The sequence below is a fragment of the Stutzerimonas sp. R40042 genome (assembly GCF_026642215.1).
Lineage (GTDB): Bacteria > Pseudomonadota > Gammaproteobacteria > Pseudomonadales > Pseudomonadaceae > Stutzerimonas > Stutzerimonas frequens.
Genome location: NZ_CP113258.1, coordinates 4,583,871 through 4,604,494, shown reverse-complemented (window position 1 = coordinate 4,604,494; position 20,624 = coordinate 4,583,871). Strand labels below are relative to the sequence as shown.

22 protein-coding genes are annotated in these 20,624 nt (G+C 64.2%); 16 read left to right on the top strand and 6 right to left on the bottom strand.

The window, feature by feature from the left end; genetic code table 11:
- Nucleotides 1–147: 147 nt before the first annotated feature.
- Nucleotides 148–675, top strand: a complete 528-nt coding sequence (locus tag OUY36_RS21665; protein WP_063540209.1) for a DUF1993 domain-containing protein — start codon at nt 148–150, stop codon at nt 673–675.
- A gap of 45 nt (nt 676–720) precedes the next feature.
- Here OUY36_RS21665 and OUY36_RS21660 read toward each other — a convergent pair whose 3' ends face one another.
- A complete protein-coding gene (locus OUY36_RS21660) occupies nt 721–1,131 on the bottom strand; it encodes a hypothetical protein (protein ID WP_053527414.1) in 411 nt (136 codons plus the stop codon).
- 391 nt (nt 1,132–1,522) lie between these two features.
- On the opposite strand from OUY36_RS21660, the gene OUY36_RS21655 reads away from it, so the two are divergent.
- From OUY36_RS21655 to OUY36_RS21635, 5 genes are all read left to right on the top strand, one after another.
- Nucleotides 1,523–3,358, top strand: a complete 1,836-nt coding sequence (locus OUY36_RS21655) for an ABC transporter ATP-binding protein (RefSeq protein ID WP_267936022.1) — start codon at nt 1,523–1,525, stop codon at nt 3,356–3,358.
- 150 nt (nt 3,359–3,508) lie between these two features.
- On the top strand, nt 3,509–4,129 hold the full coding sequence (locus tag OUY36_RS21650; protein ID WP_267936020.1) for a Type 1 glutamine amidotransferase-like domain-containing protein: 621 nt from the start codon (nt 3,509–3,511) through the stop codon (nt 4,127–4,129).
- A 143-nt stretch (nt 4,130–4,272) separates the two neighbouring features.
- Nucleotides 4,273–4,566 carry a GNAT family N-acetyltransferase gene (locus OUY36_RS21645; protein WP_267936019.1) on the top strand — a complete coding sequence of 98 codons (294 nt, stop codon included), beginning with the start codon at nt 4,273–4,275 and terminating at the stop codon, nt 4,564–4,566.
- Between the two features lie 170 nt (nt 4,567–4,736).
- Nucleotides 4,737–5,141: a hypothetical protein gene (locus tag OUY36_RS21640; RefSeq protein ID WP_063540205.1), complete on the top strand. Its 405-nt coding sequence runs from the start codon at nt 4,737–4,739 to the stop codon at nt 5,139–5,141.
- Between the two features lie 160 nt (nt 5,142–5,301).
- Entirely contained in the window at nt 5,302–5,805 is a 504-nt protein-coding gene (locus OUY36_RS21635; protein WP_267936018.1) for a DUF4126 family protein, read from the top strand.
- 148 nt (nt 5,806–5,953) lie between these two features.
- Here OUY36_RS21635 and OUY36_RS21630 read toward each other — a convergent pair whose 3' ends face one another.
- On the bottom strand, nt 5,954–6,730 hold the full coding sequence (locus OUY36_RS21630) for a hypothetical protein (protein WP_267936017.1): 777 nt from the start codon (nt 6,728–6,730) through the stop codon (nt 5,954–5,956).
- A 228-nt stretch (nt 6,731–6,958) separates the two neighbouring features.
- Nucleotides 6,959–7,801, bottom strand: a complete 843-nt coding sequence (gene yghU / locus OUY36_RS21625; protein WP_267936015.1) for a glutathione-dependent disulfide-bond oxidoreductase — start codon at nt 7,799–7,801, stop codon at nt 6,959–6,961.
- A 259-nt stretch (nt 7,802–8,060) separates the two neighbouring features.
- On the opposite strand from yghU, the gene OUY36_RS21620 reads away from it, so the two are divergent.
- The 4 genes from OUY36_RS21620 to OUY36_RS21605 all read left to right on the top strand — a co-directional run bounded on the left by OUY36_RS21620 (nt 8,061) and on the right by OUY36_RS21605 (nt 10,259).
- A complete protein-coding gene (locus tag OUY36_RS21620) occupies nt 8,061–8,297 on the top strand; it encodes a helix-turn-helix domain-containing protein (protein ID WP_224109194.1) in 237 nt (78 codons plus the stop codon).
- The gene (locus OUY36_RS21615; RefSeq protein ID WP_267936014.1) at nt 8,294–9,535 is read left to right on the top strand and encodes a type II toxin-antitoxin system HipA family toxin; all 1,242 of its coding nucleotides are present in this window, start codon (nt 8,294–8,296) and stop codon (nt 9,533–9,535) included. Before OUY36_RS21620 ends, OUY36_RS21615 begins: the two co-directional genes overlap by 4 nt.
- A 161-nt stretch (nt 9,536–9,696) precedes the next feature.
- A complete protein-coding gene (locus OUY36_RS21610; RefSeq protein ID WP_267936012.1) occupies nt 9,697–10,068 on the top strand; it encodes a hypothetical protein in 372 nt (123 codons plus the stop codon).
- Between the two features lie 2 nt (nt 10,069–10,070).
- Nucleotides 10,071–10,259 (top strand): DUF1289 domain-containing protein, encoded by a 189-nt coding sequence (locus OUY36_RS21605; protein WP_043217728.1) that lies wholly within the window; start codon nt 10,071–10,073, stop codon nt 10,257–10,259.
- A 172-nt stretch (nt 10,260–10,431) separates the two neighbouring features.
- Here the strand turns inward: OUY36_RS21605 and trpA are convergent, their stop codons facing one another.
- On the bottom strand, nt 10,432–11,253 hold the full coding sequence (trpA, locus tag OUY36_RS21600) for a tryptophan synthase subunit alpha (RefSeq protein WP_267936011.1): 822 nt from the start codon (nt 11,251–11,253) through the stop codon (nt 10,432–10,434).
- Nucleotides 11,250–12,461 carry a tryptophan synthase subunit beta gene (gene trpB, locus OUY36_RS21595; RefSeq protein WP_125860535.1) on the bottom strand — a complete coding sequence of 404 codons (1,212 nt, stop codon included), beginning with the start codon at nt 12,459–12,461 and terminating at the stop codon, nt 11,250–11,252. The genes trpA and trpB overlap by 4 nt, the downstream gene beginning before the upstream one ends.
- Nucleotides 12,462–12,668: 207 nt before the next feature.
- Here trpB and OUY36_RS21590 point away from each other — a divergent pair, with 207 nt between their 5' ends.
- The 4 genes from OUY36_RS21590 to OUY36_RS21575 all read left to right on the top strand — a co-directional run bounded on the left by OUY36_RS21590 (nt 12,669) and on the right by OUY36_RS21575 (nt 16,618).
- The gene (locus OUY36_RS21590; protein WP_267936010.1) at nt 12,669–13,553 is read left to right on the top strand and encodes a LysR family transcriptional regulator; all 885 of its coding nucleotides are present in this window, start codon (nt 12,669–12,671) and stop codon (nt 13,551–13,553) included.
- 310 nt (nt 13,554–13,863) lie between these two features.
- Nucleotides 13,864–14,193 (top strand): hypothetical protein, encoded by a 330-nt coding sequence (locus tag OUY36_RS21585; protein WP_267936009.1) that lies wholly within the window; start codon nt 13,864–13,866, stop codon nt 14,191–14,193.
- Between the two features lie 142 nt (nt 14,194–14,335).
- Entirely contained in the window at nt 14,336–14,998 is a 663-nt protein-coding gene (locus tag OUY36_RS21580; RefSeq protein WP_156246231.1) for a NirD/YgiW/YdeI family stress tolerance protein, read from the top strand.
- A 231-nt stretch (nt 14,999–15,229) separates the two neighbouring features.
- Nucleotides 15,230–16,618 (top strand): S8 family peptidase, encoded by a 1,389-nt coding sequence (locus OUY36_RS21575; protein WP_267936008.1) that lies wholly within the window; start codon nt 15,230–15,232, stop codon nt 16,616–16,618.
- A 61-nt stretch (nt 16,619–16,679) separates the two neighbouring features.
- On the opposite strand, the gene galE is transcribed toward OUY36_RS21575, so the two are convergent.
- On the bottom strand, nt 16,680–17,741 hold the full coding sequence (gene galE, locus OUY36_RS21570) for a UDP-glucose 4-epimerase GalE (protein ID WP_267936007.1): 1,062 nt from the start codon (nt 17,739–17,741) through the stop codon (nt 16,680–16,682).
- A 422-nt stretch (nt 17,742–18,163) separates the two neighbouring features.
- Between galE and OUY36_RS21565 the strand changes: the two genes are divergently transcribed.
- Nucleotides 18,164–19,348: a glycosyltransferase family 1 protein gene (locus OUY36_RS21565; RefSeq protein ID WP_267936006.1), complete on the top strand. Its 1,185-nt coding sequence runs from the start codon at nt 18,164–18,166 to the stop codon at nt 19,346–19,348.
- A complete protein-coding gene (gene glf, locus OUY36_RS21560) occupies nt 19,336–20,556 on the top strand; it encodes a UDP-galactopyranose mutase (RefSeq protein WP_267936005.1) in 1,221 nt (406 codons plus the stop codon). Before OUY36_RS21565 ends, glf begins: the two co-directional genes overlap by 13 nt.
- Nucleotides 20,557–20,624: the final 68 nt, after the last annotated feature.

Genomic DNA, 20,624 nt, shown 5'->3' with positions numbered 1-20,624 from the left:
TAGCCGAAAAATAAGACCATAAAGGGGACGAATTTATTTACCGTTCAGGTGGTTAGCTTCGTAGCCCTGTCACTTTATCTGGCGTAGCCCTCTACAAGGTTCGAACCTTTGCAACTAACAACTCTCCTCATCCCAACCTATACGCAAATGCTCAAAACCCTCTCCGGCTGGCTGAAGAAGGCGCAGGCCCAGCTACCGGAAGCAGAGGCGCAGGCGTTGTTATCCGCGCGGCTGGCGCCGGATATGTTTCCGCTGTCGACTCAGGTTCGCTTTGCCTGTGTGCAGGCGCGGGAGGCCGTGTGCCGGCTGAGAGGCGAGGCCTTTCCGGCTGTGATCAACGAGCTGCTGGACGAGGGGCGGCAGGCGGGTGAGCGGCCGGGCACGCTGGCCGATGCCTATGCGCGGATCGATGAGACGGTCGCTTTGTTCGACGGCCTCGCCGCCGATGCGCTGGATATGGACGCGGGCAAGCCAATCGCCCATGAGCTGGCAAACGGGATGATCTTCGACCTGACTGCGGAGCAGTACGCCCGTGACTGGACGCTGGCGCAGTTCTATTTCCACGTGATGACCGCGTATTCGATCCTGCGTAAGGAAGGGATCGAGCTGGGCAAGGCGGACTACGTGGCGCACATGCTGCCGTATCTGCGGCCGGAATCGGTTCGGAAGGGGTAGCGGCGGCGCTTCCGTCTTTTACGGCCAGCGGATGTATTTTGTGGCTCAGCCGTTCGGTACGACCTCGTAGGGCGTATTGCTGAAGAAAATGTTGCGCCAATCCGGGCGCCATTGAGGGATGCTCAGGGTAAAGGCTTGGGTGTGCTTGTCGAAGGCTATCCAGGTCACGCCCAGGTTTTGGCTGTCCTCGCTCGCCCGCATATCCACCGACCGCGTGGTAAACAGCGGGCTGCGAAATACCTTCGACCCATCCGTACGGTCGACGATGCGTAGATAGGACAGTCCTCCACCAGGAGCTAGGAGGCCCCGTACCGGCACGCTCTCTATGAGATGACCACCTTGCGGGCTGACTTGTGACACCGACGGAGGCGCGTTCAGAACATCGTTCAGGCTCCAGCCAAAGAGCAGGGCGAACGCGGCGAGAAGGCTGCAGACGGTGAGAGCGGGTTTCTTCATATCAGCGTTTCGGCAGGGTGATGGCGGGCGTGCCGGGTGCAAAGGTTTGCGTAGGAGATCGGAGAATACTCGGAAGTCTCCGCTTCGTTATGTATCTGGCCCGGAGTCGGGGAAATGACTGTTCAGCACAAGCAATGCAGCGAGGTGGTCTGAACTTAACGCGTGGAAAAGGCTTCGCCGTTTTCCACCCTACGGATGCGCGCTGTCGGCAGAGGAGTGCGGAGTGGCGTAGGGTGGACAACGCTCTGCTTGTCCACCGATGCGAATCGACGGGCCGGGCAGGTGGTTGGCGAAACGCTCGCGGGCTCGGGGCGTCCAACCGGAATGCCGCACCGGAGCGGTCGTATTTGCGAACGACGTTCGCCCACCTCGCCACAAAGCAGACCTCCCCATGCTTTTCCGCCGTTTCGAAAACCTGATTGATGTCTTCAAGCCCAGCCCGGACGTTGCGCCTCCGGCCGGGATGCTGCGCTTCTATGCCCATTACCTGAAGCAGGTCTGGCCGTTGATGACCGCCGTGCTGGTGGTCGGCTTTTTCGCGGCGGTGATCGAGGTGGCGCTGTTCAGCTTTCTCGGCCAGTTGATCGATATGGCCCAGGCGACCGATGACGCCCGGACCTTCTTTGCCGAGCACCGCAACGAGTTGCTGTGGATGGCGGCGGTGGCGCTGGTCATCCGGCCGCTGGTGTTCGGCCTGCACAACCTGCTGACGCATCAGGCGATCAACCCTGGGCTGACCAACCTGATCCGCTGGCAGAACCATCGCTATGTGCTCAAGCAGAGCCTGAACTTCTTCCAGAACGACTTTGCCGGGCGCATCGCCCAGCGGGTGATGCAGACCGGGCCGTCGCTGCGCGATTCGGCCATGCAGGTGATCGATGCGCTGTGGCATGTGGTGGTCTATGCCGGCAGCGCGCTGTATCTGTTCGCCGCCGCCGATCTGCGCCTGATCGTGCCGTTGCTGCTGTGGATCGTCGGCTACAGCGCCGCGCTCTGGTACTTCGTGCCGCGTATCCGTGCGCGCTCGGCAGCGGCGTCCGCGGCGCGTTCGAAGGTGATGGGGCGGGTGGTGGACGGCTACAGCAATGTCGCCACGCTCAAGCTGTTCGCCCATTCGCGGGAGGAGGAGAGCTACGCCCGCGAGGCGATGCAGGAGCTGCTCGGCAAGTTCCGCCTGCAGTCGCGGGTGATCACCAGCCTGGATTTCCTCATCACCTGCATGAACGGCCTGTTGATCGTCGGCACCGGCGCGCTGGCGCTGTGGCTGTGGAGCGAGGCGCGGATCACCACAGGCGCCATCGCTCTGGCGCTGGGCCTGGTGATCCGCATCAACAACATGGCCGAGTGGATCATGTGGGTGGTCAACGGCATCTTCGAGAACGTCGGCACCGTGCAGGACGGCATGAAGAGCATCGTCCGGCCGCGCGATGTGCTCGACCCCGAGGACGCCAGGCCGCTGCAGGTGGAGCAGGGCGGCGTGCGCTTCGAGGATGTGCATTTCCATTACGGCAAGCAGGGCGGGGTGATTAGCGGGCTGACCATCGACATTCGCCCGGGCGAGAAGATCGGCCTGGTCGGGCCGTCGGGCGCGGGCAAGTCGACGCTGGTCAACCTGCTGCTGCGCCTCTATGACCTGGAGAGCGGGCGCATCCTGATCGACGGGCAGAACGTCGCCGAGGTCAGCCAGGAGAGCTTGCGCGCCAATATCGGCGTGGTCACCCAGGACACGGCGCTGCTGCACCGTTCCATCCGCGACAACCTGCGCTACGGCAAGCCCGACGCCACCGAAGAAGAGCTCTGGGCCGCGGCGCGCAAGGCCCGCGCGGATGCGTTCATCAAGACCCTGGACGACAGCCAGGGCGGCAAGGGCTTCGAGGCGATGGTCGGCGAGCGCGGCGTGAAGCTCTCCGGCGGGCAACGGCAGCGCATCGCCATCGCCCGGGTGCTGCTCAAGGACGCGCCGATCCTGGTGCTCGACGAAGCCACCTCGGCGCTGGATTCGGAGGTCGAGGCGGCGATTCAGGAGAGCCTGGACACCCTGATGGAAGGCAAGACGGTGATCGCCATCGCCCACCGGCTGTCGACCATCGCGCGCATGGATCGGCTGGTGGTGATCGACGGGGGCCAGGTGATCGAGACCGGCACCCATGCCGAGCTGATCGCCCGCGGCGGGCTCTATGCGCGGCTGTGGCAGCACCAGACCGGTGGCTTTGTCGGGGTGGATTGATAAGAAACGGGCAAGCCAGGGGTTTTTCGTCCACTCTGCTTGTCGGCCTGTTGGAAGGCGCGGCGCGGCAGCGCTGAGCTGTCCCGCCGTGTTCTCAATAACCAGGGGCGGGTTGGGCGAGCCTGAATCCAGTCGAGCGCAGAGGTGCATATGAACATTTTCCTGACATCCTCCTTTGCTGAAGTCGTGGACTTGTTTGTCAGGTTCACCGGAGGCGAGTGCCGCGGCAGGACGGTTACGCTGATTCCTACGGCGAGCCTTGCCGAGGAGGTCAATTCCTACCTTGTTGCGGCCAGGGAGGCGCTTGTCGAAGCCGGTCTGGTGATCGATGAACTCGAGGTTTCAACCGCAACTCAGGACGAGATCGTCAGCAAGCTCGAACGTGGCGATTACATCTATGTGTCAGGCGGCAACACCTTCTTTCTGCTGCAGGAGCTGAAGCGCAAGGGCGCGGACAGGTTGATCGCGGAACAGGTCAGGGCCGGGAAGTGCTACATCGGCGAATCCGCCGGCTCCGCGATACTCGCCCCCAGCATCGAATACATAAAGGCGCTGGACGACGTTTCTGCCGCGCCTGATCTCGAGTCCTTTGCGGCCTTGGGGTTGGTCGATTTCTACCCGCTACCGCATTACCGAAACGAGCCGTTCGCCGAGGCTGTCGAGCAGGTGCTGAAAGAGCATGGGGATGCGCTGGATCTCCGGCCGTTCAGCAATAACCAGGCGATCGCCTTGTCGGGCGGGCATGCCGAGCTTCAAACCAGCGGTGATTGAGTTTCATACCCGTCCCGAGCCTACTTGCGGCACACCTTGGGCAAGTCGGCGCAGGGCGTTTCGTGGCCGCTCCATCTGAACCCTCCCACACCGCGTCCACTCGTACCTCTAGCCACAGCCAAAGAACCGAGAGGGAGTCTGCCATGACCGATAAACAAGCCAGCGTCCGCCACGATGCCGCGCAGCAGCGCTATGAGCTGCTGGTGGAGGGCCAGCCACTCGGCTTTGCCGAGTACAGCGAGCAGGGCGAGCGGATGGTCTTCACCCATACCGAGGTCGACCCCAGCCTGTCCGGGCAGGGGCTGGGTAGCGTGCTGGCCGAGGGTGCGCTGGACGATGCACGGCGGCGCGACAAGCGCGTGGTGCCGCAATGCGAGTTCATCGCCCGCTACATCGAGCGCCACCAGGAATGGCAGGACCTGGTCGATCCGGCCTGACCGCTCGTTATCGCTCGGACGACCGGGTAAAGCGGTGGGCTGAAGCCCACCCTACGGGTGAGGAGGTCGATGCGCGGTAGGGTGGGCTTCAGCCCACCAACGGTAGCGACCGGGGCGGTGGTGTTATCGAGTGCTAGCTGCCGCCGCCTGGCTTAGCAGAGGGTGATCGCATGGATGGTCGAGAGTTTGTCTGGGCGCATTTCAAGCTCAATGCCGAGCAGCGCCTGCGTGGCTTCAACTTCTTCGTGGTGCTGGCGATCTTTGCCGATGGCGGTGTACTGGCGGCGCTGCAGCAGGGTTTCTCGCCGGGGCTGCTGATTCTGCTGGGTGCCTTCACCGTCTTGCTGGCGCAGGTGTTCTGGCTGGTGGACGCGCGCAGCCGACAGCTGCTGGAGCTGACCATCGCGGCGCTGAAGGAAATGGAAGCCGACTATCCCGAGAGTTACCGGCTGTTCGCCGCCGACGCGCTGGGGCAGAGCCGGGTGATCAGCTACACCTTCGCCATCCGCGCGCTGCTGCTGGCGCAGATGGGCTTCGGTCTGGGTGTGGTCGGCTACGGGCTTAACCAGTGGTGATGTGCGGTGCGGTTGTCTGGCGCGGTGGAAGCACCGCATCGAGGTTCTGACGCGCAGCCACCGAGGCGGCTGGCGTGCCATCCGTCGATGGCCACGGGACTGCGGCGAACGCTCCTTGCCCCAGGCCGGTCGGTACTAGCAACTACCGGGAGAACTGACGATGTCGACATCGAGCAATCTGTTATGGGCCGCTCTGGCGATCGGCGCGGTGACGGGCATGCGCAGCATGCTGGCGCCCACGCTGGTCAGTCGCGCGTTGAGCGAGCGGGATGATCTGCACGGTGCGGGCGAGGCGGCGCGGCTGCTGACGTCCGATTCGGCGCAGACCTTCCTGCCGGTACTGGCAGCCGGGGAGATTGCCGGCGACAAGATGCCCTTCGCCCCGGATCGCACCATCGTGCCGTCGATGATGTTTCGCGCGGTATCCGGTGGGGTCAGTGCTGCCGCGCTGGCCGGCGTGCGGCGCGAGCCGGTACTGCTGCCGGCACTGCTGGGTGCGACGGCGGCGCTGCTCGCCTCGAAGATCGGCCTGAGCCTGCGCAAACCCTATCAGCCGCATGCGCTGCTCAACGCCGCACTCGGCACCGCCGAAGATTGCCTGGCGCTGAGTCTGGGCCGAACCGGGCTGCGCCAGGCGCTGGGCGAGAACCAACGCCGGCGTTGAGGTGTGAACGCGTAGGGTGGGCTTCAGCCCATCAGAGAGGATGCGCATGTGGCGGTGGGCTGAAGCCCACCCTGCGGGCGGAACGGGACGCGGCGTGGAAGGGTGACAACATCGTTCGCCCTGTTCTCACCCTTCCAGGCGAAAGCCGTCAGCTCGGCCGCTGGATCACGCAGATGCGGTCACGGCACAGCCCCGACTCGCGTGTACCGACACCGGGCGCTACCTCTGGAGTGCTGGCGCTGGCGCCGTGGCCGCTGCTGCCGGCCCCGGTCGGCGCCGTGGTTGCGGTGGTTGGCGGGTAGTCGGTACCGGCGCGTTTGCCGGCACTGCCAATGCCGTGGCTGCCCGTATCCGGCTCGGTGGTACGCGAAGCGCTGCTGCCCGCGCCCAGGGTTTCGCTTTCCCTGTCGCTGCCTGCCATGGCGCCAGCGTGGTGCGTCTGCTGGCCGGTGAAATGCTTGTCCAGATGGCTGTCACCGCCGGTTGCGCCGGCATAGGGGCTGGTGGGGCCGGGGTAACCGTCCGCTGTACCAGTGGCGCCATGTTCGTCGATATCAATGGCGCCGTTGTACTCCAGCGCATCACGGGCCTTGGCCAGCTGATCCTCGTCGACCACGTCCACCGCGATCACCAGGGCGCCGCGGCGCACCGCCTCCGGATAAGCCGTCGCATGATGGCGATGCTGCTCGTGCGGCTCATGACCGAACAGCGATTTGAAGAAGTGCGCGACCTTCGATTCGTGCTCGGTGCGGTCCACCGGCGTATCGGGCGTGGTGCTATAGGGCGCCTCATAGGCGTGGATGTCGGCGCTCTCGGCGCCCACCGCGTGGATCTGTTCACGCGGAATGCCGCGTGCCATCAGGTCGCCGCGGGTTCGATTGGCGTCGGTCAGCGTGGCGAACGCTGCTACCAGTGTGTGTTTCATGGATCACCTCACGTTGTGCTGTACAACCGGGTTGGAGCGCTGTGCATGGCGAACACGAAGAGGGGGCAGGAAATGAGAGCCCCTGCTGATCGATGGCAGCGCTCATATCTGATTGGGTAGGCAGCTGCCGTGAGAGTTCAGCAGGCGGGATCGGCGGTCAGTGGGCTCGGCCGCTGGCGCAGGCGGGAAAGGCGCTGCCGTTCGCGCCTGCGCAGGGTTGGCGACGGCTCAGTCGAGGTCGGCGGCGCTGTGGCGCTCGGGCGCCTGCTCGGACTCATCGCCCCAGCTGCGGTTGACCTTGCGCCCGCGGATGACCGCCGGTCGCGCTGCAACCTCCTTGGCCCAGCGCTGCACGTGCTGGTACTCGTGCACCGAAAGGAATTCGCCGGCGCCATACAGCTCGCCCAGCACCAACCCGCCGTACCAGGGCCAGATCGCCATGTCGGCGATGCTGTAGTCGGCACCGGCCACGTAGCGATGCTCCGCCAGCTGACGGTCGAGCACGTCGAGCTGGCGTTTGACCTCCATGGCGTAGCGGTTGATCGGGTATTCGTACTTTTCCGGCGCGTAGGCGTAGAAGTGGCCGAAACCGCCGCCGAGGAAGGGCGCCGAACCCATCTGCCAGAACAGCCAGTTCAGCGTCTCGGTGCGCGCGCGGATCTCGGTCGGCAGGAAGGCGCCGAATTTCTCGGCGAGGTAGACCAGGATCGAGCCGGACTCGAACACCCGCAGCGGTTCGCCGTCGACGCTGCGGTCCACCAGCGCGGGTATCTTCGAGTTCGGGTTGATCTCGACGAAGCCGCTGCCGAACTGGTCGCCCTCGCCAATCTTGATCAGCCAGGCGTCGTACTCGGCGCCGCTGTGACCGAGGGCGAGCAGCTCCTCGAGCATGATGCCCACCTTCACCCCGTTGGGCGTGGCCAGCGAATACAGCTGCAGCGGGTGCTTGCCCACCGGCAGCGGCTTCTCCTCGCGCGCGCCGGCGGTTGGCGCATTGATACTGGCGAACTTGCCGCCGGAGGGGGCATCGTGGGTCCAGACCTTGGGCGGTACGTAAGTGGTGTCGGGCATGTCGATCTCCTCGAGCGGGAACGGGGTGTGCAGGGCATGCTACGCGGTCGGCGGGCGCGGTCGAAATCGAGCCGGTCGATATTGGTCATCGATGGCTGAGGGTTTGTTCTGCGTGGTAGTTCTTTGAGATGCACCAGAAGATCTTTTTTCCCGATCGGTAAAAATTCGATGCACTGGCCAGCGGCAGAGAGTATTTTCCCTATTGGGAAAAAATTGGAACTGAGCTGTTTCCGAAGGGCAAATTGTACGGAACGGGAAAATGGCTGAACCTACCGCATTTGTTTCGATGGCCGAGCTGGGCAAGCTGATTCAGCGCACTCGCAAGGGTCAGGGGCTGCGTCTGGTGGACGCTGCCGGCCTGTGTGGCGTGAGCGTGCGCTTTCTGAGCGAGCTGGAAAATGGCCGCGAGAGCTGTTCGTTCGGACGGGTGCTGAACGTGTGCCATACGCTGGGCATCGAGCTGCTGGCGGCTAGACGTGACGGGGGCGACCTGTGAGCGGACTGCTCGGCGTCTACCGGGGTGATTGCCGTATCGGTGAGCTTTGGCTGGGTGACGATGGCCGGAGCATGGGTTTTCGATATAGCGAAGCAGCGCGGTTTGCAATTTCCAATAGCTTGCCGCTTGCAACCGGTATGTTTGCGCCAACGCTCGGCACGGCACACAACTGGTTTGCCAATCTACTTCCCGAAGAAGCTTCGCGGCAATTGCTGGTGAACCGGCTTGGGATCGCCGATGACGACTTTTCGCTGTTGGCCGCCATAGGTGGTGATTGTGCCGGTGCGTTGCGTATTGTTGACCCGGAGCGGGCCGATGCGTTGATCGAATCTGGCCAGGAGCCGGTCGACCCCAATCAGCTGGCGCGCTGGGCGCAGGGTAAAGAGCGCTACGCCTTGTTCCAGCCGGGCAAGGCGACACGTCTTTCCCTTGCCGGCGCTCAGGACAAGATTCCCGTAATCCTCGAAGGCGGCCAGCTCTACCTCCCGAGCGGTGCCGCCGCTTCTTCGCATCTGATCAAGTTCTCGCTAAAGCCGGCGTTGGTTTTCAACGAGCTCTATATGAACCGTCTGGCTCGGATCGCTGGGCTTTTGGTTCCCGACTCGCACGCAGGTCAGGCAGGGAAGGCTCACTATCTTGCCGTGGCTCGTTACGATCGTGAGCGAGTGGATAACCAGATCGAGCGTGTGCACCAGGAGGACATGTGCCAGGCGCTTGGCTATCCGCGGCGGCTCAAGTACCAGGAAGAGGGCGGTCCGACGCTGGCGGCCTGCGCAGGGCTGTTGCGCGCGGTGACGACCACGCCTGCGCTGCAGGTGCGTCAACTGCTGCGCTGGCAGATATTCAACGTGCTGGCCGGCAACAGCGATGGCCATGCCAAGAACATTTCGCTGTTGCAAGACGCCAAGGGGCGCTGGTCACTGGCGCCGGCCTATGACCTGGTATGTACGATGGTGCTGCCATACAGCCCCAATCTTGGTTTCGCGGTCGGCAGCAACTTCCATCCGCAGCAGCTGCGCAGAGCCGATTGGGAAGAGCTGGCACGCCACATGGGCCTTGCGCCGCCGTTCGTACTGCGGGAGCTGCGGCAAATGCTGGATCTGCTCGAGCCAGCTGCCAATAGCGCCGAGTTGCAAGCCGAGCTGGAGACGGTTGGCATGGATGAGGTGGGTTGGGCGAAGGTGCAGCATGTGCGCAAATATGTCGTTCAGCAGTGCCGCCGCTATCGCAAGTTGTAGTGGCTAGGGTCCTGCCTTCGGGAATGTGCTTCGCAGCCTGCGACGTATCGATCAGCGGTACTGCCAACAAGCGCTGCCGACGATCCGGCGTCCGGCGCTCGCTTTAGACTCCTTCCTACTGTCCCTTCGACGCGGGGCCAACCCTGATACAGGACGTCACGATGCTTCTCGGCAAACGCGATCAGACCCGTATGGAACGGCAACTCTCCAGCTGCCTGACCCAGGCCTGTGAAGCTGGCAAGGCGGAAATCGTCGGCTTCAGCTGGCTCACTCATGAGGTCGATTACGCGCGCTTCCCCGAGAGCCTGCAGGTCACGTGGGTATTCGCCACGGAGGCGCAGCGCGCTATGGCGATTGGTCAAGGTCAGGGCGCACGCATGCAGGCGCTCACCCGGGCGGCGCTCGCTGAGGCGGGTATCGACATGGATGCCCTGATCGCACCGGTGCGTTTCGACAGCGAGGAAGCCTGCAAGCGCGACGATGGCGGTGACTGGCAGCGCCGCCTGGCCCGCAACGGCGCGACACGGCACTGACAGTGGGCAAGGATGTCGAGAATCCGTGCATTTCCGTCTGCAAGCTCACGGACGAGGTGTGTACCAGCTGTGGTCGCACCAAGGACGAGATCCGCAAATGGAAGCGCATGAAGCGGCCGGACAAGAAAGCTACGGTAGAGCGCGCGGCGCAGCGGTTGAAGGCACTGAAGAAGAAGAAAAAGAAAGGCTGAGCCCACAAGGGGCGCCACGCGTGGGTGTCGCCTGCCGGCGCTGGGCGGGGCCGCCGGCATGTCCATGCCTGATGCCGGTCGGCCGGAATCTGCTGAAAAGCCCGCTACAGGAATGAAAAAAGCCGCTGCCCTCTCACGGGGGCAGCGGCTTTTCGGTTACGGCATTAAAGCCTCAGCCGCGGGCGCCACGTACTCCGGCGCTGATCTCGCGGCACAGGCCAAGCACGCCTTCTACCGCAGCCTCCGGGCTCTTGGCCCCGGCGATCTGGTCGATCAGCGCCGAGCCGACCACCACACCCTCGGTGAGTCGGGCGATAGCCGCGGCCTGCTCCGGGGTGCGGATGCCGAAGCCGACGCATACCGGCAGATCGGTGTGGCGCTTCAGGCGTGCCACGGCTTCCTCGACGTGTTCCAGGGTGGCGGAACCTGCACCGGTCACGCCGGCCACCGAGACGTAGTAGACGAAGCCGGAGCTGCCGTTGAGTACGGTGGGCAGGCGCTGGTCGTCGGTGGTCGGGGTGGTCAGGCGGATGAAGTTGATGCCGGCGGCTTGGGCCGGGTCGCAGAGTTCGTCGTTATGCTCCGGCGGCAGGTCGACGACGATCAGGCCATCCACTCCGGCCTCTTTCGCATCGCTGACGAAACGCTCGACGCCATAGGCGAAGATCGGGTTGTAGTAGCCCATCAGCACCAGCGGCGTGCTCTGGTTGGTCTCGCGGAATTCGCGGACCATCTGCAGCGTCTTCGGCAGGTTCTGCTTGCCGGCCAGGGCGCGGATGTTGGCCAGCTGGATCGCCGGGCCGTCGGCCATCGGGTCGGTGAACGGCATGCCCAGCTCGATGACATCGGCGCCGGCTTCCGGCAGGCCCTTGAGGATGGCGAGGGAGGTGGCGTAGTCCGGATCGCCCGCCGTCACGAAGGTGACCAGCGCGGCGTGGTTTTCCTGCTTCAGCTGTGCGAAGCGGGCCTGCAAGCGGGAATTCACCGAGCTCATATGTGTTCTTCCTGTTCGTCGTAGTGGTGCATGACGGTTTGCATGTCCTTGTCGCCGCGGCCGGAGAGGTTGACCACCATCAGGTGCTCCCTGGGCAGCTTGGCCGCGCGCTTGAAGGCTTCGGCCAGCGCGTGGGCGGATTCCAGCGCGGGGATGATGCCTTCCAGGCGGCAACACAGATGGAACGCTGCCAAGGCTTCGTCATCGGTGCAGGGCACGTATTCGACGCGCTTGATCTCGTGCAACCAGGCGTGCTCCGGGCCGACGCCGGGGTAGTCGAGGCCGGCGGAAATCGAATGCGCGTCGGTGATCTGGCCGTCTTCGTCCTGCAGGAGGAAGGTGCGGTTGCCGTGCAGCACGCCCGGCGCCCCGCCGGCCATGCTGGCGGCGTGCTTGCCGGTGTCGATGCCGTGGCCGGCCGCTTCGACGCCGACGATCTGCACGGACTCGTCATCGAGGAAGGGGTGGAACAGGCCGATGGCATTCGAGCCGCCGCCGATGCAGGCGACCAGCGAGTCGGGCAGGCGGCCCTCCTTCTGCATGATCTGTTCGCGAACCTCGTTGCCGATTACCGACTGGAAGTCGCGCACCATGGCTGGGTATGGGTGCGGACCGGCGGCGGTGCCGATCAGGTAGAAGGTGTTGTGGACGTTGGTCACCCAGTCGCGCAGCGCCTCGTTCATCGCGTCCTTCAGCGTGCCGGTGCCGGCGGTGACCGGAATCACTTCGGCGCCCAGGAGCTTCATGCGGAAGACGTTGGCCTGCTGGCGCTCGATGTCGGTGGTGCCCATGTAGACCACGCACTGCATGCCGAAGCGCGCGGCCACGGTGGCCGTGGCCACGCCGTGCATGCCGGCGCCGGTCTCGGCGATGATGCGCTGCTTGCCCATGCGCTTGGCCAGCAGGATCTGGCCGATGCAGTTGTTGATCTTGTGCGCGCCGGTGTGGTTCAGGTCTTCGCGCTTGAGGTAGATCTTCGCGCCGCCGAAGTGCTCGGTCAGCCGCTCGGCGTAGTACAGCGGGCTGGCACGGCCGATGTAGTCGCGCTGGAAGTAGGCCAGCTCCTCGAGAAAGGCCGGGTCGCCCTTGGCTTTTTCGTATTCGGCGGCCAGCTCGTTGATCAGTGGCATCAGGGTTTCGGCGACGAACTGGCCGCCGAAGCGGCCGAACAGCCCGCGGTTGTCCGGGCCGGTGCGGTATGAGGTCATGCGAGGCTCCTTGGAGGGTGCCGACACGCAGTCGGGGTGAGCGTAGGGTGGACAACGGTGCAGCCTTGTCCACGCGATCGATACGCCAGCGTGGAAAATCGCTTCGCGGTTTCCACCCTACGGCAATCATTGAGGGTGAGCTTACGGCTGCCGGCGCCGGGTTAAAAGCGATAAGATCGCCCGAACCTGTCAGGAAAACTCACATATATGGCCCGCGATCTGCCACCGCTCAATGCCCTGCGTGCCTTCGAGGCGGCTGCCCGCCTGGGTAGCGTAAGCGAAGCCGCACGCGAGCTGCACGTCACCCACGGGGCCATCAGCCGGCAGCTGAAGCAGCTCGAAGAAGCCCTCGGTCTGGCCCTGTTCGCCAAGGAAGGGCGCGGCGTAAAACTCACCGATGCCGGCGTGCGTCTGCGTGACGCCGCCAGCGAGGCCTTCGAACGCCTGCGCAGCACCTGCATCGAGCTGCAGCGACAGACCAGCGAGGCGCCGTTCGTGCTCGGTTGTCCCGGCAGCCTTTTGGCGCGCTGGTTCATTCCGCGGCTGGACCGGCTCAATCGCGACCTGCCGGAGCTGCGCCTGCAGCTATCGGCCAGCGAGGGCGAGCTGGACCCGCGCAAGCCGGGGCTGGATGCGACGCTGTGGTATGCCGAGCCACCGTGGCCGGCGGACATGCAGGTGTTCGAACTTGCCGCCGAGCGCATCGGCCCGGTGCTCAGCCCCTACCATCCGCGTTGCGTCGAGCTGCGCGACGCGGCGCCGGCGGCCCTGCTCGAGGAGACGCTGCTGCATACCGCTTCACGCCCGCAGGCCTGGCCGAACTGGGCGCGCCAGCAGGGGCTGGACCCTGCACGGCTGCGCCTGGGGCAAAGCTTCGAGCACCTGTATTTCCTCCTGGAGGCGGCGCTGGCCGGCCTTGGCGTGGCCATCGCGCCCCAGCAACTGGTCGCCGACGATCTGCAGTCCGGCCGGTTGCTGGCCCCCTGGGGCTTCGTCGAGACCGATGCCCGGCTGGCGCTCTGGGTACCGGCGCGGCGCGCCGATCGACGCGCCGAGCGACTGGCCGATTGGTTGCGCCAGCAGCTGATCTGACAGGGCGATGCTGTAGGGAGCGGTGGCAGAGCGAGGCGTTTCAACTTCGCTTGGCGGCGGTGCAAAGCGGGGCGCGAGGTGCGTAGCGGTTCGTTTCGAAATACTTCGTAAAAAAATCCGGGGTGCGATCGGAACTTCCCGCCAACCTCCGTTGGAGGCGCGATTAGCGTTTCGCTTCAGGCGTACCGGGACGCCACTGGAGGGTTGAATCCCGAATTGCCGTGAACTCACAAACGCCGCAGGAAAACCAATTTTATGTGAGCGCCATCCTCTGGTGCTGACGTCCAATCAATGGCAGAGGAGAAGCACGATGAACAACAAACTTCACGCAATGCTCGGTGGTATCGCTCTCGCAACGGCTATGGCCGCCAGTGCTCCGGCTGTCGCAGATGACGGCGATTTCGACGTTTGGGATAAAGACGATACCGGCGTGGTCACCGTTGGCGAATGGGATACGGGTTTTGATAAGGATGGGCTGTTCAACCGCTGGGACAGCGACAAGGACGGGATGCTCTCCAGCGATGAATACGGCGAAGGACTCTTCAATTCCTATGACGCCGACGGTAGCGGCGACTGGAATGAGGATGAGTACAACACCTTCCGCGACGACGCTGGCGACCGAGGCTGGCTGGACGTCTGACGTATCCGTTCTGCAGCAGTGATGAAGCCGCCTTGCGCCATGGCGGCTTTGCCCATGATGCAGGCCGCTCGCCGAGCGGTGTCTGCTGAGCAGCGAACCCGGTTCGCTGCTCTACAAAACACCTATCGAAGGAGGGGTTTCCATGAAGACGCTTTCGAAAACGCTCATCGCAACCGCTACCGCGGCACTTGCTACTGCGTCGCTCGCAGCAGAGTCGGGTAACGATCCGCGTCCCTATCAGCAGCCGGATGGAACCTGGATCAGTATGAAAGGCACCGTGGAATCGGTGAAACCAGACTCGTTCATTCTCGACTACGGCACGGGCAGCATCATTGTCGAGATGGACGACTGGGATTGGTACGCCGAGGGTAGCGCGCTGAAGAAAGGCGATAAGGTCACGGTGTATGGCGACGTGGATGATGACCTGTTCGAGATCACCTCGATCGAGGCCAACAGTGTCTACGTCGAAGGCCTGAACAGCTTCTTCTTTGCCAGCGCCAACGATGAAGAAACGCTTTGGCGAACGGCAACCTTTGTGCCGTCAAGCGAAACCACGATTCAGGGCACCGTTCAGTCGGTCAAGGATCGAGAACTGACCCTCGATACGGGCGACGGCTCGCTGACCGTCAATACCCTCTCCATGTCCTATAACCCGTTGGACAAAGACGGTTTTCAGCAGATCGAGAAAGGTGACCGCATCAGTGTGACCGGGCGGATGGACGAAGCCTTCTTCGGCAATCGTGAATTCAATGCGCAATCCATAACAACCATTTCCGAGGACAGCAGGAAGCCGCAGAACAGCTGATTCGCTTCGCCGTCCGCGTCTCTTAATGGCCCCGCTTTCGCTGCGAAGCGGGGCTTTTTTTGTGCCCGGAACCGTGGAAGCACCGTTACGCCGCAGCGTAGCCGACGAACGGCTACGCCATCTATCCGGCGCCACTAAATCGACATCATTAATGCCGATACAGTTCGGGAGCACCCACCGAGCAGCATTCCATTCGCCGTGGGCTGTCAGTAGTCGTTCAGGAGAACAGTGATGGTCTACAAGAAGCGTGTCGGACTTTTCCTATGTGCGCTGCTCGCGATCGGGGCAGAACCGCTTTCAGCCAAGCCCAACCCGGTGGCTGCCTCGCTGAAGGCGGGGCGGCCGTTCGTCGAGGGTGAATTGCTGGTGCAATTCAAGCCCGGCGCCTCGGAGACTGCGAAAAATGCGGCGCTGAGCAGACAGGGTGCAAAGGCCATGCACAAGCTGCTGGCCAAGGCTGCACGTAAGGACGCCAAGGGTGATCTGGTGCAGGCACAGCTGGGCAAGGGCAAGAAGCTCGATGCCGCGTTGCTGGCCCGCCTGGCTGCCGATCCGGCCGTGGAGTTTGCCGAGCCCAACTGGATCTACCGCACCCAACTGGCCAATCCCAACGACCCTGGGCTCACTAGCCTGTGGGGCATGCAAGGCGCGACCACATCGCCAGCCGCGCCTTACGGCAGTGGTGCGCTGGCTGCCTGGAATGCAGGCGTGGCGTGCTCCAGCCGCATTCACGTCGGCATCATCGACGAGGGCGTGATGACCACCCATGGTGATCTGCGCAGCAACATCTGGATCAACCCGGGCGAGGGCAGCCGCGCCGATCGCAAGGACAACGACCGCAACGGCTTCGTCGACGACATCCACGGTTGGGATTTCAATGCCAATAACGCCAGCGTCTACGACGGCGCGGCAGACGACCATGGCACCCATGTCGCCGGTACGGTTGCCGCGGTTGCCAATAACGGCGCCGGGGTATTCGGCGTCTGCCCGAGCGCGAAGCTCATCACGGCGAAGTTTCTCGGCGCCAACGGTGGCACCACAGCCGGTGCGGTAAAGGCCATCAATTACCTGACGCAGCTGAAGCTGGCGAAAAGGATCAATCTGGTAGCGACCAACAATTCCTGGGGCGGCGGTGGCTATTCGCAGGCCCTGTATGACGCCATTCGTGCTGCCGGTAACGCCAACATCCTGTTCATTGCCGCGGCTGGAAACAGCGGGCTGGACATCGACACGACGCCAAGCTATCCGGCGAGCTACCAGTTGCCGAACGTCATTGCCGTGGCTGCGATCGGCCAGAACGGCCAGCGCGCCAGTTTCTCGAACTACGGTGTGAAGAGCGTGCATATCGCCGCGCCGGGTGTGAACGTCGTCTCGACCGTACCCACTGCCAGGGGTGCAGCCGGTTATGCCTACATGAGTGGCACCTCGATGGCGGCTCCCCATGTAACGGGTGCGGCAGCGCTGTACGTCTCGCTCAACCCCTGTGCCACCGCGGCGCAGATCCGTGAGGCACTGCTGCGCATGGCGGTGCAGGACCCTCAGCTGACCGGTGTGGTGCAGCTCAACCGCCGTCTGGATGCCTCGAAGATTCGCCGTGAGCTGGCGTGCACGACACCCTGACCTGCACTCACGTGGCCCAGGCGCGTCGCCGGCAGCGTCGGTTCGCTCGCGCAGCCAGCGCTCAGCTGGCCAGGGCGGTCTGCGAGGCGGCCTCTGCGGCGGCGACCTTTTCCTCGGCGTAGCCGCGCGGATTGCGGCTCTGCCAGCGCCAGGCGTCGGCGAGCATGCTGGTCAGGTCCTTTTCGGCGCGCCAGCCGAGTTCCAGTTCGGCCTTGGTCGGGTCCGACCAGCACTGGGCGATGTCGCCGCGGCGGCGCGGTTTGATCACGTGGGGTAGTGGTCGGCCGGTGACTGCCTCGAACGCGGTGATCATCTCGCGCACCGAATGGCCCTTGCCGGTGCCGAGGTTCCACGTGGAAACACCGTGGACCAGTTGCAGGCGCTCCAGCGCCTTGAGATGCCCCCGGGCCAGGTCGACCACATGGATGTAGTCGCGGATGCCGGTGCCGTCCGGCGTCGGGTAGTCGTCGCCGTAGACGCTGAGCTGCTTACGCCGGCCCACCGCCACCTGCAGCATGTACGGCAGCAGGTTGTTCGGCACGCCGTTGGGATCTTCGCCGATCAGCCCGGACTCGTGGGCGCCGATCGGGTTGAAGTAGCGCAGCAGCCCGATGGACCAGCGCGGGTCGGAATCGGCCAGGCCCTTGAGCACGTTCTCGGCCATCAGCTTGGACTGGCCATAGGGATTGGTCGGTACGCCGGTGGGGCGGTCCTCGGTGATCGGCATCAACGGCGACTCGCCGTAGACAGTCGCCGATGAGCTGAACACCAGCTTGAAAATGCCCGCTTCGGCCATCGCCTGGCACAGCGCGATGCTGCCGCCGACATTGGTCTCGTAGTAGGAAAGCGGCTCGCGCACGCTTTCGCCAACGGCCTTGAGGCCGGCAAAGTGCATCACCGCAGTGATCGGGTAGGCAGCGAACAGCGCCTTGAGCAGCGCGCGGTTGCGCACATCGCCTTTGACGAACTGCAGTGGGCGGCCGGCCAGTTGCTCGACACGGTCCAAGGCCAGCTGCGAGCTGTTGCACAGGTTGTCCAGCACCAGTACCTCATGCCCCGCCTGCAGCAGTTCGAGTGCTGCGTGCGAGCCGATGTAGCCGGCCCCTCCTGTCACCAGAATCATCTGTATACCTCCGCGGTTCGCTGTCTTTTGGACACGCTCGGGACGCTGCAGCGGGGCCGTAGGCGGCGCTGCATGAGTCTCCGTGATTGGGTTCGGCGAAACGGAACGGGAGGGGCGACGACGGGCTGCGCGCCGGTTCCGGTGCCGGATCTGTTCGGGCGTCCTGCTGATACGGACGGAGCAAGGTGCGGGCGAGTTCAATTCACCCGCCAGCCGGCCGACGGCCTGCACATCGGATGACTGGCGGGAACCCGGGGCGAGGAAAGCCGTCCATTGCCGGCGGATGACGCGGCCTGCAGGATCCTGCGCGGCCGTCGGGCATCGCGAGATGAATCGCCTTACGCAGGGCAGCGCTGGCTTTGCAGTGACGGGTGATCGGGCAGCGGAGGCCTGGGCGCCGCCACCGAAAAGAGGTGCTCCAGATGAGCTGGGCCGGCCCGTTCCAGTACGACATCGGTAAATCCCGCAACGCGCAGCAGGCGCCGGCCGAAGTGGTCTTCGACGATCAGATCCCGACCCTGCTGTGTCTGTCGCATCTGCGCTGGAGCTTCGTCTACCAGCGCCCGCAGCACCTGATGTCGCGCTTCGCCCGCGACTACAACGTGCTCTTCCATGAAGAACCGATTCCCACCGAGGACGCCGCGCCCTGGCTGGAAGTGCGTCCCGAGGAGAATGGCGTGCAGGTGCTGATTCCGCGCCTGCCGGCCGGCTGCGAAGGCGATGCGGCGAACCGCGCGCAACGCAAGCTGCTGGACGATTACCTGGAGAAGCTTGGCGTCGGCGAGCTGATGCTCTGGTACTACACGCCGATGAGCCTGGCCTTCTCCGAGCATCTGGCGCCGAGCCTGATCGTCTATGACTGCATGGACGAACTCTCGGCGTTTCGCGGCGCGCCGCCGCAGCTGATCGAGCGCGAAGTGGAGCTGATGTGCCGCGCCAACCTGGTCTTCACCGGCGGCTACAGCCTCTACGAGGCCAAGCGCCAGCGCCACGACAATGCCCACCCGTTCCCCAGCAGCGTGGATGTCGAACACTTCGCCGCCGCGCGCCGGCCGCAGCATGACCCGGAGGATCAGGCGGAAATCCCCCATCCGCGTCTGGGCTTCTACGGCGTGATCGACGAGCGCCTGGACCTCGAGCTGATCGAGCAGGTCGCACGGATGAAGCCGGAGTGGCAGATCGTGCTGGTCGGCCCGGTGGTCAAGATCGACCCGGCCGAGTTGCCGCAGCGCGACAACATCCACTACCTGGGCGGCAAGACCTACGACGAGCTGCCGCAATACCTGTCTGGCTGGGACGTGGCGATCATGCCGTTCGCGCTGAACGAATCGACCCGCTTCATCAGCCCGACCAAGACCCCCGAATACCTCGCCGGTGGCTGTCCGGTGGTGTCCACGCCGATCACCGATGTGCTGCGCACCTATGGTGACACCGGCATCGTGCGCATCGCCGACAGCGCCGAGGCGTTCGTCGCTGCCAGCGAAGCCGCGCTGGCCGATGCCGAAGACCGTGACGCGCTGCTGGCCAAGGCCGACGAGATCCTCGGCGACATGTCCTGGGATCACACCTGGAGCCTGATGAAGGAGAAGATGCAATGCGCGATATGAGCCCGCAGGACAGCAACCCGGAACGTCTCGGCGGTGGCGCGGGCGACCAGCCACAGGCGCGCAGGCGTGGCTTCGATTACCTGATCGTCGGCGCCGGTTTCGCCGGCAGCGTGCTCGCCGAACGCCTTGCCGCGGGGCTGAACAAGCGCGTGCTGGTGGTCGACCGGCGCCCACACATCGCCGGCAATGCCTACGATTACCACGACGAATCCGGCGTGCTGATCCACCGCTACGGCCCGCACATCTTCCACACCAATGCCCAGCGCATCGTCGATTACCTCTCCCGGTTCACCGAGTGGCGCCCCTACGAGCACCGCGTGCTGGCGCAGGTGGATGGCCAGCAAGTGCCGATCCCGATCAACATGACCACGCTGAACCGGCTCTACGGTCTGAACATGACCACCGAACAGGAAGCGGCCGACTTTCTCGCCAGCCGCGCCGAACCGGTGAAGAACATCCAGACCAGCGAGGATGTGGTGATCAACGGCATCGGCCGCGAGCTGTACCAGAAGTTCTTCCGCGGCTACACCCGCAAGCAGTGGGGGCTGGACCCGTCGCAGCTGGACAAGTCGGTGACCTCGCGCATCCCCACGCGCACCAACATCGACGACCGCTACTTCACCGACAGCTTCCAGCAGATGCCCAAGCACGGCTACACGAAGATGTTCGAGAAGATGCTGGCGCACCCGAACATCAAGGTGATGCTCAACACCGACTACCGCGAGATCCGCGACGAGGTGCAGCATGATCATTTGATCTTCTGTGGACCGATCGACGAATACTTCGACTACCGTTTCGGCAAGCTGCCGTACCGCTCGCTGAAGTTCGAGCACAAGCAGCTCGACCAGGAACAGTTCCAGGCCGTGGGCACGGTCAACTACCCCAGCGTGGACGTGCCCTACACACGCATCAGCGAGTACAAGCACCTCACAGGGCAGGTCCACCCGAAGACCAGCATCACCTACGAGTACCCCTCGGCCGAGGGCGATCCCTACTACCCGATCCCACGGCCGGAGAACGCCGAGCTGTACAAGCGCTATCAGCAGCTGGCGGACGAAACGCCGAACGTGACCTTCGTCGGCCGTCTCGGCACCTACAAGTACTACAACATGGACCAGGTGGTGGGGCAGGCGCTGGCGCTGTACAAGCGCATCGAGGAAGCCGAGCTGGCGAGCCAGCCGCAAGCGGTGCCCGAGCAACTCGGCTGAAGCGCAGCGGTCGTTATGCCTGAGGCTCGCCGGACGGCGAGTCCTCGGCCGCCCTGGCGGCCATCGAG